This is a genomic window from Paractinoplanes toevensis, from assembly GCF_018332695.1.
Taxonomy (GTDB): domain Bacteria; phylum Actinomycetota; class Actinomycetes; order Mycobacteriales; family Micromonosporaceae; genus Actinoplanes; species Actinoplanes toevensis.
Genome location: NZ_BOQN01000017.1, coordinates 14,885 through 27,716, shown reverse-complemented (window position 1 = coordinate 27,716; position 12,832 = coordinate 14,885). Strand labels below are relative to the sequence as shown.

Here is a 12,832-nt window from a genome sequence, read left to right as displayed (position 1 = left end):
ATCTACGTTCCTTGAAATCGATTTCAACGGAGGCAATGCATGCGGTACACCGGAGACGCTCGGCGCGCGGTGGCGTTCCCGCTCGGCGGGCTCGGCACCGGGCACGTGGCGCTGTGCGGCGACGGTGCGCTGCGGCAGTGGCAGCTGCTCGGGGTGCCCAACCACGACGCGCTGCTGCCGGACGGCTTCTTCGCGCTGCGGGTGTCGTCGCTCGAGCCGCCGGCCGACGTCGTACGGCTGCTGCGCGCCGCGCCGATCGCCCCGCACCCGCACCCGGCCGCGAACGTCTCCGACGCCGGCGTGCCGGACGCGGGCCGGGAGTGGCGCTGGCCGTTCGTGGCCGACACGACCTTCGAGGCCGACTACCCGTACGCCCGGGTCGGTTACCACGATCCGGCGCTTCCGGTGGCCGTCGAGCTGGCGGCGCACACGCCGTTCGTGCCGCTCGACGCCGACGCCAGCGCGCTGCCGCTGGTCCGGTACCGCTTCACGATCCGCAACGACAGCGCCGAGTTCCGGCACGGGTTCCTGGTCGGGGCGTTGCAGAACGCGGTCGGCTGGGACGGGGTCACCCCGATCAGCGGCACCCGCGGCGCGGGGTACGGCGGCAACGTCAACCGGCCGGTGCGCCGGCCGGGACAGAGTGGCGTGCTGATGGACCACCCGGGTCTCGCCGAGGACGATCCGGCCGCCGGGGAGATGCTGCTCTGGACCGATGCGCCCGCCGCCGTGCTGCCGCGGGCCCAGGACGCCGATGCCGTGCTGCGCTTCGCCGAGACGCTGCGGCTCGTCGCGCCGACCCAGCTCGGCGACTGGTCCGAGGGCGGGTTGCGGGCCGCGCTGGCCGGCGGGGCATCGCCGATGCGGGCGCCGGTCGGGCCGAGCCCGGCCGGGCAGACCTGGGACGCCGGGGTGGCGGCCGCCTTCGCTCTGGCTCCGGGGGAGTCCACCACGATCGACATCGTGCACGCCTGGTGGTTCCCGAACAGGTATGCCGACTTCGACCGGTTCGGGCCGCAGCACCACTACGGGCCCACCCGGTTCTGGGTGGGCAACCACTACGCGACCCGGTTCGGCGGTGCTCTCGACGTGCTCGACGCCTACCTGGCCGATCGGGACCGGCTCGACCGGGATTCCCGGGCGTGGGCCGAGGCGGTGGCGGGCAGCGATCTGCCGGAGCCGCTGCGGGAGACGATCGCGGCGCAGCCCGCCCTGGCGCGTTCGCCAAGCGTGTTCCGGACCGCGGACGGGCGCACCTTCGCCTTCGAGGGAGCGCTCGGCGCCTCGACCCGGAACTGGAACGGGGACGCGGGCGGATCCTGCCCACTCAACTGCAACCACGTCCTGAACTACGAGCAGGCGCTGTCCCGGCTGTTTCCGCCGGTCGGGCGGGACATGCGGGAGACCGAGTTCGGCATCCAGGCCGCGGACGGGTCGATCCCGCACCGGGTGGTGGTCCCGCTCTACCTGCCGCAGCTGCACGGAGTGCCGATCGGCGGGCCGGAGCGGCCGGCGCTGGACGGCATGCTGGGTGCGGTGCTCAAGACGTACCGTTCGGTTCTGGATGGTTCCGGTCTTGACTGGCTTCGTGCGCAGTGGCCGTCCTTGCTGTCCCTCATGGCACATATTTCGGACAAATGGGCGGATGGGGATGGCGTCCTTCGCGGGGATCAGCCGGTCACCTACGACATCTCCCTGCATGGCCCGAACATGTTCGTCGGCGCGTTGTGGCTGGCCGCACTCCGGGCGATGTCGGAAATGTCGGGTCGGCTGAGCGAACCGGACCCGTGGGCGGCAACGTTCGCGCGGGCCTCCGCGGCCTACGACGAGCTGCTGTGGAACGGCGAGTTCTACGCCCAGCCCAACACCGGCGAGGCGTACGACTTCGGCGCGGGCTGCCTGTCCGACCAGCTCCTGGGTCAGTGGTGGGCGCACGAGCTCGGTCTCGGCCATCTCCTGCCGTCCGCCAGGATCCGCCAGGCCCTGCGGTCGATCGTCAAATACAACCTGCGTACCGGGTTCGAGCCGCACGGCTACCGCGAGTTCGCCGACGGCGCCGAGACCGGCCTGGTCGTCTGCACCTGGCCGCACGGCGGGCGCCCGGCCGTCCCGCTGCGCTACTGCGACGAGGTGTGGACCGGCGTCGAGTACCAGGTCGCCGCGCACTGCTTCCACGAAGGTCTCGACGAGGAGGGCCTGGCCATCGTCCGTGGTGTGCGCGCCCGTTACGACGGCACCCGCCGCAACCCGTTCAACGAGGTCGAGTGCGGCGACCACTACGTGCGCGCGATGGCCGGCTGGTCCCTGCTGACCGCGTGGACCGGCGTCCGGCACGACGCGACGGCCGGGACACACACCGACGGCGTGCGTCCCGGCCGCTATCCCTACGTGGCCGGCACGTCCTGGGGGACCCTCACGGTCGACCCGGACGGCAAGGTCGTCATTGCGTGACGATCGCGACGTCGTCGAACCAGACGGCGCCGGTGTTCGCACCCGACTTGAGGTGCACCTGCAGGCTCGCCGCGCCGGCCGGGGCGGCCTGGTCGACGGTCAGCTTCGTCCAGCCGGTCGTGCCGGCGGCCAGCGTCGCCGACGAGTTGCCGCCCAGCCATTTGTCGTTCGCGTCGAACCAGCTCAGCGCGATCTGAGTGGTGCCGGTGGCGGCGTTGCCACGGGCCCACACCTCGGCGTGCCACTTCTGGCCCGGGATCACCGGCGTGATCGGCGAGACCCGGTAGGCCGGGATGCCGGCCGCGGTCCTGCCCGTGTTGGAGAGGCTGACCGACCACCTCCCGGAGCGGGCGACCGCCTGGGTGCGGACCGGCACGCCCAGCTCGGGCATGAACGAGCGCCACGGCGTCTGCACGGCGGTGTTCTCAAAACCGGCATCCAAGAGGCTTGCCGGGTACGCCGTACCCGTCCAGGCCGCCTTGACCGCCGCGGCGGCCGGCTTCGCGGTGCCGTCGGTGCGGTACAGCCCGTAGTGGTACTCGGCCGGGATCTTGGCGACCGCCGAGTCCGGGATAGCGCCCGCGGCGAAGTCGTACAGCGTCCACGGTGCGACCGAACCCACGCCCGCCGCCGCGGCGGCCTGGAAGACGCGGGCCAGGAACGCGGCCTGCTCGCCCTCGGTGACCGTCAGGGTGCTGGTGCCCGTCTCACCGATCACCAGCGGGGACGACCCGACCGCGGCCTTGGCCTGCTTGATCGTCGACAGGGCGCGTTCCGAGTAGCCGTACAGATGGAAGTCGTAGTAATCGAGCGGCAGCGCCGCTTTGATCTTCGTCAGGTTCGCGAGCGAGTTCACCGAGACGGTGACCGGGATGGCCGGCGCCGCCGCCCGCACCGCCGGGACCAGTCGCTTGGCCCAGGCCAGCGCGGCCGCGTTGCCCGGGTCGAGCTCGTTCTGCAGGTCGATCGAGATGATCCGGGGGTCGTTCCGGTACGGCGTGAGGATCGCGGACGCCCAGGCGCTGCTGCCGGTGATGTCGGAGTAGTCGCCCCACCAGTCGAACAGGGTGAGCTTCACGGTCAGGCCATGGCCGGCGGCCAGCGCGACGAACTGGGCGAGCTTGGCGGTGTACTCGGCCTTCGGCGCCGGGTAGCCGAACACCGACGGGAACACCATGGCGCGGACGCTGGTCGCGCCCATGTTCTGCGCCTTGGCCAGGTCGGCGTCGATGGTCGCGGCGTCGAACGCGGTCCACATCTTCGTCCAGCCCGCCGCCGACGGGTAGTAGTTGATCTGCTTGGCGCTCTGCGCGGCGGCGAGCCGCCCGGCGAGAGTCGTCGTGGCGGCGGCCGCCTTCGTGGTGGTCGTCGCCTTCGTGCTGGTCGCCTTCGTGCTGGTGGTGGCCTTGGCGGCTGCCTCGGCCGGGCCACCCGTCAGGAGCAGGGCCGCGAGGACGGCGGGGACGGACCCCTTCCGGAGACCGGGGGAGAGATGCATATGTGGGCAGTCCTTCGTGCGGAAGTTCCGAGCAGGGGCGAGTAGTCCTGTCGGCCGCGGGAAGCCCCACAAAAGGTCTGTTAATTGCGAATCGGGTGCGGGTCGGTCGCCATCCGGTGTGATAGGCAGAACGAACCCCGAGCGGAGGAGGCTGTCATGGCAAACCACGTGTACCGGCTCAGCGAGATCGTGGGCAGCAGTCCGACCAGCGTCGACGACGCCATCCGGACAGGCATTCGCAAGGCGGCCGAGACCGTGCGTAACATCGAATGGTTCGAGACCCAGGAGATCCGCGGACAGGTGGTGGACGGCGACGTCGCCTACTACCAGGTCCGGTTGAAGATCGGGTTCCGCGTCGAGGACTGACGAATGGGGAGTGCAACATGGCCACGGAGAAGGCAATTCTGGCCGGCGGCTGCTTCTGGGGGATGCAGGACCTCATCCGCCGGCGCCCCGGGGTGGTGTCGACGCGAGTCGGCTACACCGGCGGCCACGTGCAGAACGCGACCTATCGCAACCACGAGGGCCACGCCGAGGCCATCGAGATCACCTTCGACCCGGCCCTCACGTCGTACCGTGATCTGCTGGAATTCTTCTTTCAGATCCACGACCCGACCACGATGAACCGGCAGGGCAACGACATCGGCACCAGCTACCGCTCGGCGATCTTCTACGAGACCGACGAGCAGAAGCGGGTCGCCGAGGACACCATCGCCGACGTCGAGGCGTCCGGGCTGTGGCCGGGCAAGGTCGTCACCGAGGTGACGGCGGCCGGGGCGTTCTGGGAGGCCGAGCCGGAGCACCAGGACTATCTGGAGCGGATCCCGGACGGCTACACGTGTCACTTCCCGCGGCCGGACTGGAAGCTGCCGCGCCGGCCAGCGTCCGGAGCGCCGACAGCGACGGTGTGAACAGATAGGCGCCACCTCGCGGGCGGACGTAGTCGGCCATCGTCGACACCCCGCCCGCGAGGAGCCGCGCCCGGCGTTCGCCGCCCGGGCGGACCCGGCCGATGATCAGGTCCACGCCGTTGTCGAGGCCCTGCCGGGGCCGCTCGGGATTGCTGGCCCACCGCTGGGCGAGCAGCTCGAACTGCTGGGTGATATCGGTCTGAAAACAGAGAAAGAGCAGACCGCGGTCGTACGGGATGCCCCGCCGGAGAATCGCGAAGGTCAGCGTCGCCGCCGGTGGGCCCTTGTCCGTCTCCTGATCGCGGGGGTTGACCTTGCGAATGTGCGCGGCGAGCGGGCAGCGCAGGCCGTCGGGGTCGGCGCTCGCACCGCGCGGCCCGTCCGGGACGTCGGGCACATCGGTGTCGTAGCCGAAGTGGTTGAGCTCCGCCGCCGTCGTGTCGTCCGGTCGCATCAGGGGCCGGCCGTCCGGCCGGCGGCCCACCAGCTGGGCCCGGACCTCGGCCGGGTCGATGCCCAGCTCGGCGGCCATCCGCTCGGTGTCGGCCCGGAAGCCCGGCACGTCCTGCTCCAGCATGCGGTAGACCAGCAGCGAGCCGTTCCGCGCCAGGCCGGGGCGTCGCCCGCGCCGGGGCGGGGCGGGTGGGCGCGGTCTCGCTCGGCCGGGGCAGGCCGAACAGGAACTGACCCGGCCAGATCAGTACGTCGCCCGGCGCGGCGTATTCACGGTGGTCCGGCATCGGCGGCATCGGGCGCCGCGGAACGAGCGGGGTGCCGTCCTCGTCGATCACCCCGCGCAGGGCCGGCTGCGAGATCCCGTCCCGGAAGCCGAAGTGCTCCACATCGCCGGCCAGCCGCCGCGCCGTCTGATCATGGACGAGTTCGCAGCCGGCCCGCGCGCCCACCGCGCAGGCGGCGCCGCTGCGCTGCGCAAGATCGCCGGCCGCCGCCGCCGCCGTGCGCTGCGCGAGATCATCGGCTGCCGCCGTGAGCTGCGCGAGATCGTCGCTCGCCAGCACCACCAGGATGTCGATCTCGCGGCCCGGGCCGCCGGCCGACCACTCGCTGCCCGGCGGGTCGCGCAGGTAGCTGCGCCGGGCCATGCCGACCGCGAAGGCCTCGTCGATCGCGGCCATGTCGTCGTGACCCAACACCCGAAATGTCCGCGGCGAGAGAGCCACGGCGAGGGCCGGCGGTCCGGCCAGCTCGCCGGGCCCGGCAAGGCCGCGGCGGACCTGGCGGCGCACCGCGCGGTAGGCCAGGCCTTGCCGCGCCGAGGTCACCCGATCGGCGATCATCGCGAGCAGCGCACGAGCCGCCCGCGCCGGCCCGTCGTCAGGCAGCGCGTCGACCGCGGGCCTGTCGCCGGGAAGCGCGTGGGTCGCGGTCTTGTCGTCTGGCGGCGGGTGGGTCGCGGTCTGGTTGTCAGGCGGCGCGTGGGTCGCCGGTCCGTCGCCGGGTAGCCGCCAACCGAGCAGGCGCTGGTGCTCGTGGCCGAAGCCGGGCAGCACGTGAGCCTGGATGTCGTCGAGATCGAGCAGCGGCTCGCCGGAGACGCCGGGGCTCACGCGGTCAGACCCGGCCGCCGCACGCTGCGCCGCCGCGAGCCCACGGCGACGGCCGACGCTTCGGCGGCGACGGCGCCCGGCGAGACGGCGGCGGTGGCGGCCCGAGATCTGGCGGCCCCCGAGGGCAGAGGGCCGGCCGTGGTGGTCGGCGGGGCTGCCTCCTCGAACGCGGCGTGCCAGCCTGGCGGGCAGCCGGCGTCGATGCCGACCAGAGTGAGCACGTCGGGGTTGTCGTCGGCGGCGCAGCAGCGCTGGTCGCCCGGGATCGGGGGCGGCGGGCCCTCGCCGAGGTCGGCGGCCGCGCCGAACAGCGACATCGTCATCACCTCGGCCAGCTGGCTGCGGGTTGTAGGCCCCCCTGACGCCGATAGAGCCGTAGCGGGCCGCCGGGCGTCCCGCGGAACGCTATGTCCGTACCGAAATAGAGGTCTTTCTCGCGGACCTGGGGTCCGACCAACTCCCGGTAGAGCCGCAGCAGCAGCTCCCGGTCGCCGTCGACCCGCTCCTCCGGTGGCACGGTCGACTCGCGAACGCCGCGGTGCCGTCGGCGAGGAATCGCCAGTATTCGTGGCCCTCCGCGGTGAACTCGATGCGCCGCATGTCGCCGGTGTCGGGGTCACGGTCCACGAACCACTCGCAGTACTCGTCCTGCGGGCGATAGCGCAGGACGATCTCCTGCGCTTCCCCATCGCGTACGGCGTAGAAGGTCACGCCGTAGTAGTCGCCGAGGCTGCGTAACTCGTCGGCGTCGCGGCGGGCACCGGCCGGATCGCCGGGGTGGCGCACCCGGACCGGCCGGGGAAAGGCGTCCCAGCTGATCCGGCGTTCGGCGAGCGGCCCGGGCGGCGTGATGCGCAGCGGGTTGAAGAACCGGACGTGCTCGGCACGACATCACCGGCGGTGCGCGCCACCAGGTCGTCGAACCAGGACGACAGCAGTGCCGACCAGCCGGCGCGCCGGACCGTGTCCAGATCGCGGACGCCGCCCGGCGTCTCCAGCAGCGTCATGCGATGAGGGCCGCGGTGTACTGATCGGCGACCGCCACCGGGTCGGCCAGCTCCGGCCCGATCGCGGTGAGGCCGAAGTCGACCACGTCGGCGCCCAGTTCGCGCAGCAGCCGGGCGAGGAACGCCTCGGCATTGTTGGCCTGCGGCTGGATGTCGGCGGTGACCACCGGGACGGCCAGCACCCCGGCGAGCGCGTTGGCCGGCAGCTGGTCGAGCAGCACCTTGAGCGCACCGGAGTAGGTGCCGCGGTAGGTCGGCGTCGCCACGATCAGCAGGGTGGCGTCCTGCACCTCCATCAGCGCCTCGCCGGTGGCGCCGTCGTCCGGTGTCATCAGGCCCGGGCCCAGCGCCGAGACATCGACCGTAACGAACGTCGCGTCGCCCCGGCTCTTCGCTATGCGCTCCCCTAACGCCGTGGCCAGCCGCAATGTCCTCGACTCCGGTTGCGGGTGACCACAGACGACGACCACATCAGTCATGAGCGCCCTCCTCGACGTAACAATCTCCTGCCCATCCTGGTGGGATTCACTGAAGACTGCCATCCGTCGAAGGTGCAACTACTTACGGTTACAGCCAGCCGGCCGCGGTGGAGTCGGGGCCGCTGAGGTCCTCGGCCATCCGCACGATGAGCTGGCTGACCCGGGTGTCCCGGTCGTGGGCGCTGTGGGTGAGGCTCGCGGTGCGGGCCGCCACGGCGTCGCCGGCCCGGATGGCGTCGAGCAGCGTGGCGTGCTCGGCGTAGCTGGGACCGAAGTCGCGGGCGCCGCCGACCGACGTGGTCCACGGTGCGGAGACCTTCACCTGGGCCTCGATCGTGTGCAGCAGGCCGGTGATCGTGCGGTTGTGGGCGGCGTTGCGGACCGCGTCGTGGAAGTGGTTGAAGATCCGGCGCACCTCGGCCGGGTCCACCGTGGCCTGGGACCGTTCGTGCAGGTCGGCCAGGCGGGCCAGGTCGATCGGGGTGGCCCGGGTCGCGGCCGCGTAGGCGGCGGAGGACTCCAGGATGGCCCGGGTCTCGAAGATCTCCAGGATCTCCTCGTCGGTGCGCCGGCGGATCTCGAAGCCGCGCTTGCCCGAGACCAGCAGGCCGTCCTGTTCGAGGAGGGCGAGCGCCTCCCGGACCGGGGTGCGGGAGACCTGGAACTCGTCGCTGAGCACCTGGGGGAGCAGCGGCGCCTCGGCGTCGTAGTGGCCGTGCGTGAGCCGTTCCAGGAGGGTCCGGTAGATCGTGTCCCGTGCGTTCACTGTCATCCGCGTTCGCGCCATTCGTTGAGTGAGCCGTCGTACAGCCGCGGGGCGGGCAGGCCGGCCGCCTCGAGCGCCAGCACCAGCCCGGCCGCGTTGATCCCGCCACCGCAGTAGACGATCGCCGATTCTGACAGGCCGAGCGCGGCGGCGCGCGAACGGACGAGCCCGAGATCGAGGGTGCCGTCCGGGCGGAGCAGCTCGGGGTAGGGCAGGTTGGTGCTCCCGGGGATGTGCTCGTTCTCGAAGCTCGACCGGCGCAGGGCGCAGACCAGCTGGTTCTCGCCGGCCTCGACGTCGGCGAGATCGGCGGTGACCGGGCCGGGTGCCCGCAGGGTCAGCTCGCCGGGCGCGGCAGGGGTGGGTGGCCCCGATTCCAGGGGACCGGTCCAGGCGCCGAGGCCGCCGTCGAGCACGCTCACCGCGTCGAAGCCGTGCACCCGCAGCAGCCACCACACCCGCGCGGCCCACGCCCCGCCGTTGCGGTCGTAGACGACCACCGGCGTTCCGTCGTGCACCCCGGCGGCCCGGGCGGCCTCGGTGAGGTGGGCGACCGGCGGCATCGTGAAGGGGTATGCCGCGTGCGGGTCGGAGAAGGCGGTGAACAGGTCGGCGAACCGTGCTCCCGGGAGGTGCGCCTCGGCGTACGCGTCGAAGCCGGAACCGAAACCGTCCGCCGTGCGTTCGATGGACGCGTCCAGCACGACCACCTCGGCGAGGTGGTCGTGCAGCCAGGCCGCATCGACCACCGGCGGCGTGGTCATGCGCGGCGGGCCTTCCACTCGCCGCGGTGCGGACGGGTCAGGCCGAGGTTGTCGCGCAGGGTGCCGTCCTCGTACTCCGTTCGGAACAGCCGGCGGCGCTGGAGCTCGGGCACGACCTCGGCGACGAACTCGTCGAACGAGCCGGGCACGTGGGTGGCCTGGATGATGAAGCCGTCGGCGGCGCGGGCGTCCACCCACTGCTCCATCGTGTCGGCGATGCCGGCCGCCGAGCCGACCAGGCTGCCCTCGGTGCGGGCGCCGTACCAGCGGCCGATCTGCCCGACGGTCAGCTTCTCCCGCTCGGCGAACTCGACCACCTCGCGGTAGTGCCCCTCGACGCCGACCTCCTCGAGCGGCGGCAGCGGCCCGTCCACGTCGTAGGCCGTCAGGTCCACGTTGACGTGGTAGGCGAGCCGGGACAGACCCGCCTCGACCGACACCAGGCCGGCGAACGCCTCGTGCTTGGCCAGCGCGTCCGGCGTGTCGGTGCCGATCACCGGGGTGGCGGCGGGGAGGATCTTCACCTGGCCGGGGTCGCGGCCGTGCGCGGCCGCGCGGGCCTTCACGTCGGCGTAGAACGCGATCGCCGACTCCAGGGACTCGTGGCTGCAGAAGATGACGTCGGCCCAGCGGGCGGCGAAGTCGCGGCCGGACTCACTGGCCCCGGCCTGGATGATCACCGGGTAGCCCTGCGGTGGCCGGGGCACGCTGAGCGGGCCCTGCACCCGGAAGTGCTCGCCGTCGTGGTCGATCGCCTCGACGTCCTCCGGGTGGCCGAACACCCCGGACTCCTTGTCGGCGACGATCGCGTCGTCCGCCCAGCTGTCCCACAGCCGGGTGGCGACCTCCAGGAACTCCTCGGCCCGCGCGTAGCGCTGCGGCCGGGGCGGCAGCGCCGGCTGGCCGAAGTTCTGCGCCTCGGCGTCCTGGAAGCTGGTCACCACGTTCCACCCCGACCGGCCGCCGGTCAGGTGGTCGATCGTGGCGAACTCGCGGGCCACGTTGTAGGGCTCGTGATAGCCGGTGGAGACGGTCGCGGCCACGCCCAGGTGGGTGGTCGCCGCCGCCATCACGCTGATCACCGGCACCGGATCGAGCCGGGGCGTGCCCGAGCCCCACTTCACCGCGGTCGCGAACGAGTTGCCGAGACTGCGCGGGACGCTGAGCGCGTCCGGCACGAACGCGAAGTGGAACCGGCCCTCTTCCAGAACCTTCGCGATCCGTACGTAGTGGGCGGCGGTCAGGAAGGCCGGCGACGCGTCGGGGTGCCGCCAGCCCGCGGTGCCCTGCACGCCGGCGTTCAGGAAGGCGGCGAGGATCATTCGGTGTCCCCCAGAAGGGACAACTCGTCGACGAGAGCTACCGCGAACTCGCCGGTGCCGCGGGTGCGGGCGCCCGCGCGCTCGGCCGCCTCGGCGTAGGCCGCGTGCGAGACGACAGCGCCCTGGAAGGCGTCGCCGGTGGCGAAGACCGCGGCGGCGGTGAGCGCGCCGAGCGCGCAGCCGGCCCCGGTCACCCGGGTCAGCCGCACGTCGCCGCCCGGCACCTCGACCGTGCGGGTGCCGTCCGAGATGTAGTCGACCGGGCCGCTGACCGCCACGACCGCGCCGATCCGGGCGGCGAACGCGCTCACCGCGGCGACCGCGTCGGCCGACGAGACGGTCGTCTCCACGCCCTTGCCGGTGGCCTCGCCGCCGGCCAGCGCGACCAGCTCACTGGCGTTGCCCCGGATCACCGCGGGCCGGAACTCCAGCAGGGAGCGGACGAATTCGTCGTAGCCGGCGGCGCCCGCGCCCACCGCCACCGGGTCTAGGACCCATGGCGTGCCGGCCTCGTGCGCGGTGCGGGCCACCGTGCGCAGCGACTCCTCGTCGCTGCTCATCAGGGCGGCCGTGTTGATCCACACCGCGCTCGCGCCGGCCGGGAACGTGGTGACCCAGTCCGACGCCGCGCCGATGGCCGGGCCCGCGCCCGCGGCCAGCAGGACGTTGGCGCTCAGGTTGGCCGCGATGTAGTTGGTCAGCCCGTACACGAAGGGGCCCTTGCCGGCGATCTGCGCCCAGCCCTCGCGGACGGCGTCATCCTTCCAGCCTGCCGTGCTCATGGTCATCGCTCCCGATCCAGGCGTCCCGCCCGTCGGGCCGCATTCTGTATTTTGCTGTATACAGAGTAGTTTCGGCTGGTGACCATCATCTCTATCCCACTTCTCCCTTTGGGCCAATAGGATATGGGGCCGATCACCGCGGTTTACGAGATCAGCGGGCCGGACCCCGCGCCGCGGGCCGGGCTCGTCGCCGTCGAGCAGAGCCACGAGCTGCCCACCGAGCTCGCACCGGCCAACGCGGTGCGGGATTCGCTCGGCCACGTACGTACCGTCATCGAGCGGCCCGGGAAACCGGCCCTGGCCACCGTCGACTATCCCGCCGACCTCGCCGGGGGCGAGCTCGGCCAGCTCCTGGTCCTGCTGCTCGGCAACGTCTCGCTGCAGGACGGCGTACGGCTGGTCGACGTCACGCTGCCGCCGTTGCTGGCCGGGGCACTCGCCGGACCGCGGCTCGGCATCGCCGGGATCCGGGCGTTGACCGGTGCACCGGAGGGCGCGCTGCTCGCCACCGCCCTGAAGCCGGTGGGCATGACCGTCGAACAGCTCGCCACGCTGGCCCACGAGGTGGCGGCCGGCGGGCTGCACGTCGTGAAGGAGGACCAGGGACTGGCGAACCAGCCGTGGGCGCCGTTCGCCGAACGGGTGCCGCGCTTGGCCGAGGCGGTGCGGCGGGGCAACCCGCACTCCGTCTACCTGCCGGTGGTCAACGGATCGGCGGCCCGCTTCGCCGAGCAGGTGGAATTCGCTCGCGGCGCGGGCGCCCACGGCGTACTCGTCATGCCCGGCATCGCCGGCTTCGGCGCCCTGGCCCACGCCGCCGAGATCTTCCCCGGCGGCATCGTGCTCGCGCATCCGTCGTTCCTGGGCGGCTTCACCGCCACCGCGAGCCACGGCATCGCGCCGGACGTCCTCTTCGGCACCCTGCTGCGGCTGGCCGGCGCGGACGCCACGATCTTCCCGAGCTGGGGCGGCCGGTTCAGCCTCAGCCGCGAGCAGTGCCTGGCCATCGCCGACGCGGCCCGGCGGCCGCTGCACGGCCTGGCGCCGGCCCTGCCGACGCCGGGTGGCGGCATGTCGATCGCGCGCGCTCCCGAACTGCTGGCCGCGTACGGACCGGACACGCTCTTCCTAGTCGGCGGCGACCTGCGGCGCGGCAACGACCCGAGGGGAGCCGCCGAGCGCCTGGTGGCGGCGGCCTCAGCCGCGCAGCCCGCCGAGCGTTCGTAGCTCAGCGTATCGAGGAAGCCGGCCCGATCGCGCGAAAGGCGCGGCACGTGCCGGTGT

Annotated in this window: 12 protein-coding genes and 1 pseudogene; 5 read left to right on the top strand and 8 right to left on the bottom strand. The window is 72.5% G+C overall.

Annotation, left to right across the window (positions count from 1 at the left end):
• Positions 1–39 precede the first annotated feature (39 nt).
• Positions 40–2,451: a GH116 family glycosyl hydrolase gene (locus Ato02nite_RS07245; RefSeq protein WP_213005614.1), complete on the top strand. Its 2,412-nt coding sequence runs from the start codon at positions 40–42 to the stop codon at positions 2,449–2,451.
• Here the strand turns inward: Ato02nite_RS07245 and Ato02nite_RS07240 are convergent.
• Positions 2,441–3,949, bottom strand: coding sequence for a glycoside hydrolase family 5 protein (locus Ato02nite_RS07240; RefSeq protein WP_246606233.1), 1,509 nt, complete (start codon positions 3,947–3,949; stop codon positions 2,441–2,443). The genes Ato02nite_RS07245 and Ato02nite_RS07240 overlap by 11 nt on opposite strands.
• 156 nt (positions 3,950–4,105) lie before the next feature.
• Here Ato02nite_RS07240 and Ato02nite_RS07235 point away from each other — a divergent pair, with 156 nt between their 5' ends.
• From Ato02nite_RS07235 to Ato02nite_RS07225, 3 genes are all read left to right on the top strand, one after another.
• A complete protein-coding gene (locus Ato02nite_RS07235) occupies positions 4,106–4,315 on the top strand; it encodes a dodecin (protein WP_213005613.1) in 210 nt (69 codons plus the stop codon).
• Between the two features lie 17 nt (positions 4,316–4,332).
• Positions 4,333–4,860, top strand: coding sequence for a peptide-methionine (S)-S-oxide reductase MsrA (msrA, locus tag Ato02nite_RS07230; RefSeq protein WP_213005612.1), 528 nt, complete (start codon positions 4,333–4,335; stop codon positions 4,858–4,860).
• Positions 4,861–5,693: 833 nt separating this feature from the next.
• Positions 5,694–6,323 (top strand): hypothetical protein, encoded by a 630-nt coding sequence (locus Ato02nite_RS07225; protein ID WP_213005611.1) that lies wholly within the window; start codon positions 5,694–5,696, stop codon positions 6,321–6,323.
• A 101-nt stretch (positions 6,324–6,424) separates the two neighbouring features.
• Here the strand turns inward: Ato02nite_RS07225 and Ato02nite_RS07220 are convergent, their stop codons facing one another.
• The 7 genes and pseudogenes from Ato02nite_RS07220 to thiM all read right to left on the bottom strand — a co-directional run bounded on the left by Ato02nite_RS07220 (position 6,425) and on the right by thiM (position 11,548).
• A complete protein-coding gene (locus Ato02nite_RS07220) occupies positions 6,425–6,745 on the bottom strand; it encodes a hypothetical protein (RefSeq protein ID WP_213005610.1) in 321 nt (106 codons plus the stop codon).
• An 88-nt stretch (positions 6,746–6,833) separates the two neighbouring features.
• A pseudogene (locus Ato02nite_RS07215) lies at positions 6,834–7,301 on the bottom strand (DUF8225 domain-containing protein); the annotation flags it as partial.
• 130 nt (positions 7,302–7,431) lie between these two features.
• Complete coding sequence (locus Ato02nite_RS07210) at positions 7,432–7,914, bottom strand: NADPH-dependent FMN reductase (RefSeq protein ID WP_213005608.1); 483 nt, start codon at positions 7,912–7,914, stop codon at positions 7,432–7,434.
• An 88-nt stretch (positions 7,915–8,002) separates the two neighbouring features.
• Positions 8,003–8,686, bottom strand: a complete 684-nt coding sequence (locus tag Ato02nite_RS07205; protein ID WP_213005607.1) for a GntR family transcriptional regulator — start codon at positions 8,684–8,686, stop codon at positions 8,003–8,005.
• Positions 8,683–9,444 (bottom strand): sulfurtransferase, encoded by a 762-nt coding sequence (locus tag Ato02nite_RS07200; protein WP_213005606.1) that lies wholly within the window; start codon positions 9,442–9,444, stop codon positions 8,683–8,685. The genes Ato02nite_RS07205 and Ato02nite_RS07200 overlap by 4 nt, the downstream gene beginning before the upstream one ends.
• The gene (locus tag Ato02nite_RS07195) at positions 9,441–10,766 is read right to left on the bottom strand and encodes an LLM class flavin-dependent oxidoreductase (protein ID WP_213005605.1); all 1,326 of its coding nucleotides are present in this window, start codon (positions 10,764–10,766) and stop codon (positions 9,441–9,443) included. The genes Ato02nite_RS07200 and Ato02nite_RS07195 overlap by 4 nt, the downstream gene beginning before the upstream one ends.
• Entirely contained in the window at positions 10,763–11,548 is a 786-nt protein-coding gene (gene thiM, locus Ato02nite_RS07190; RefSeq protein ID WP_213005604.1) for a hydroxyethylthiazole kinase, read from the bottom strand. Before thiM ends, Ato02nite_RS07195 begins: the two co-directional genes overlap by 4 nt.
• A gap of 123 nt (positions 11,549–11,671) precedes the next feature.
• Between thiM and Ato02nite_RS07185 the strand changes: the two genes are divergently transcribed.
• Positions 11,672–12,775: a RuBisCO large subunit C-terminal-like domain-containing protein gene (locus Ato02nite_RS07185; protein WP_213005603.1), complete on the top strand. Its 1,104-nt coding sequence runs from the start codon at positions 11,672–11,674 to the stop codon at positions 12,773–12,775.
• Positions 12,776–12,832: the final 57 nt, after the last annotated feature.

What these genes read in the sequence shown, in the direction of transcription:
- Ato02nite_RS07220 (WP_213005610.1), bottom strand. Translation starts at nt 6,745, where the DNA reads ATGTCGCTGTTCGGCGCGGCCGCCGACCTCGGCGAGGGCCCGCCGCCC.
- Ato02nite_RS07240 (WP_246606233.1), bottom strand. Translation starts at nt 3,949, where the DNA reads ATGCATCTCTCCCCCGGTCTCCGGAAGGGGTCCGTCCCCGCCGTCCTC.
- Ato02nite_RS07200 (WP_213005606.1), bottom strand. Translation starts at nt 9,444, where the DNA reads ATGACCACGCCGCCGGTGGTCGATGCGGCCTGGCTGCACGACCACCTC.
- Ato02nite_RS07235 (WP_213005613.1), top strand. Translation starts at nt 4,106, where the DNA reads ATGGCAAACCACGTGTACCGGCTCAGCGAGATCGTGGGCAGCAGTCCG.
- Ato02nite_RS07245 (WP_213005614.1), top strand. Translation starts at nt 40, where the DNA reads ATGCGGTACACCGGAGACGCTCGGCGCGCGGTGGCGTTCCCGCTCGGC.
- Ato02nite_RS07210 (WP_213005608.1), bottom strand. Translation starts at nt 7,914, where the DNA reads ATGACTGATGTGGTCGTCGTCTGTGGTCACCCGCAACCGGAGTCGAGG.
- Ato02nite_RS07185 (WP_213005603.1), top strand. Translation starts at nt 11,672, where the DNA reads ATGGGGCCGATCACCGCGGTTTACGAGATCAGCGGGCCGGACCCCGCG.
- thiM (WP_213005604.1), bottom strand. Translation starts at nt 11,548, where the DNA reads ATGAGCACGGCAGGCTGGAAGGATGACGCCGTCCGCGAGGGCTGGGCG.
- Ato02nite_RS07205 (WP_213005607.1), bottom strand. Translation starts at nt 8,686, where the DNA reads ATGACAGTGAACGCACGGGACACGATCTACCGGACCCTCCTGGAACGG.
- Ato02nite_RS07195 (WP_213005605.1), bottom strand. Translation starts at nt 10,766, where the DNA reads ATGATCCTCGCCGCCTTCCTGAACGCCGGCGTGCAGGGCACCGCGGGC.
- msrA (WP_213005612.1), top strand. Translation starts at nt 4,333, where the DNA reads ATGGCCACGGAGAAGGCAATTCTGGCCGGCGGCTGCTTCTGGGGGATG.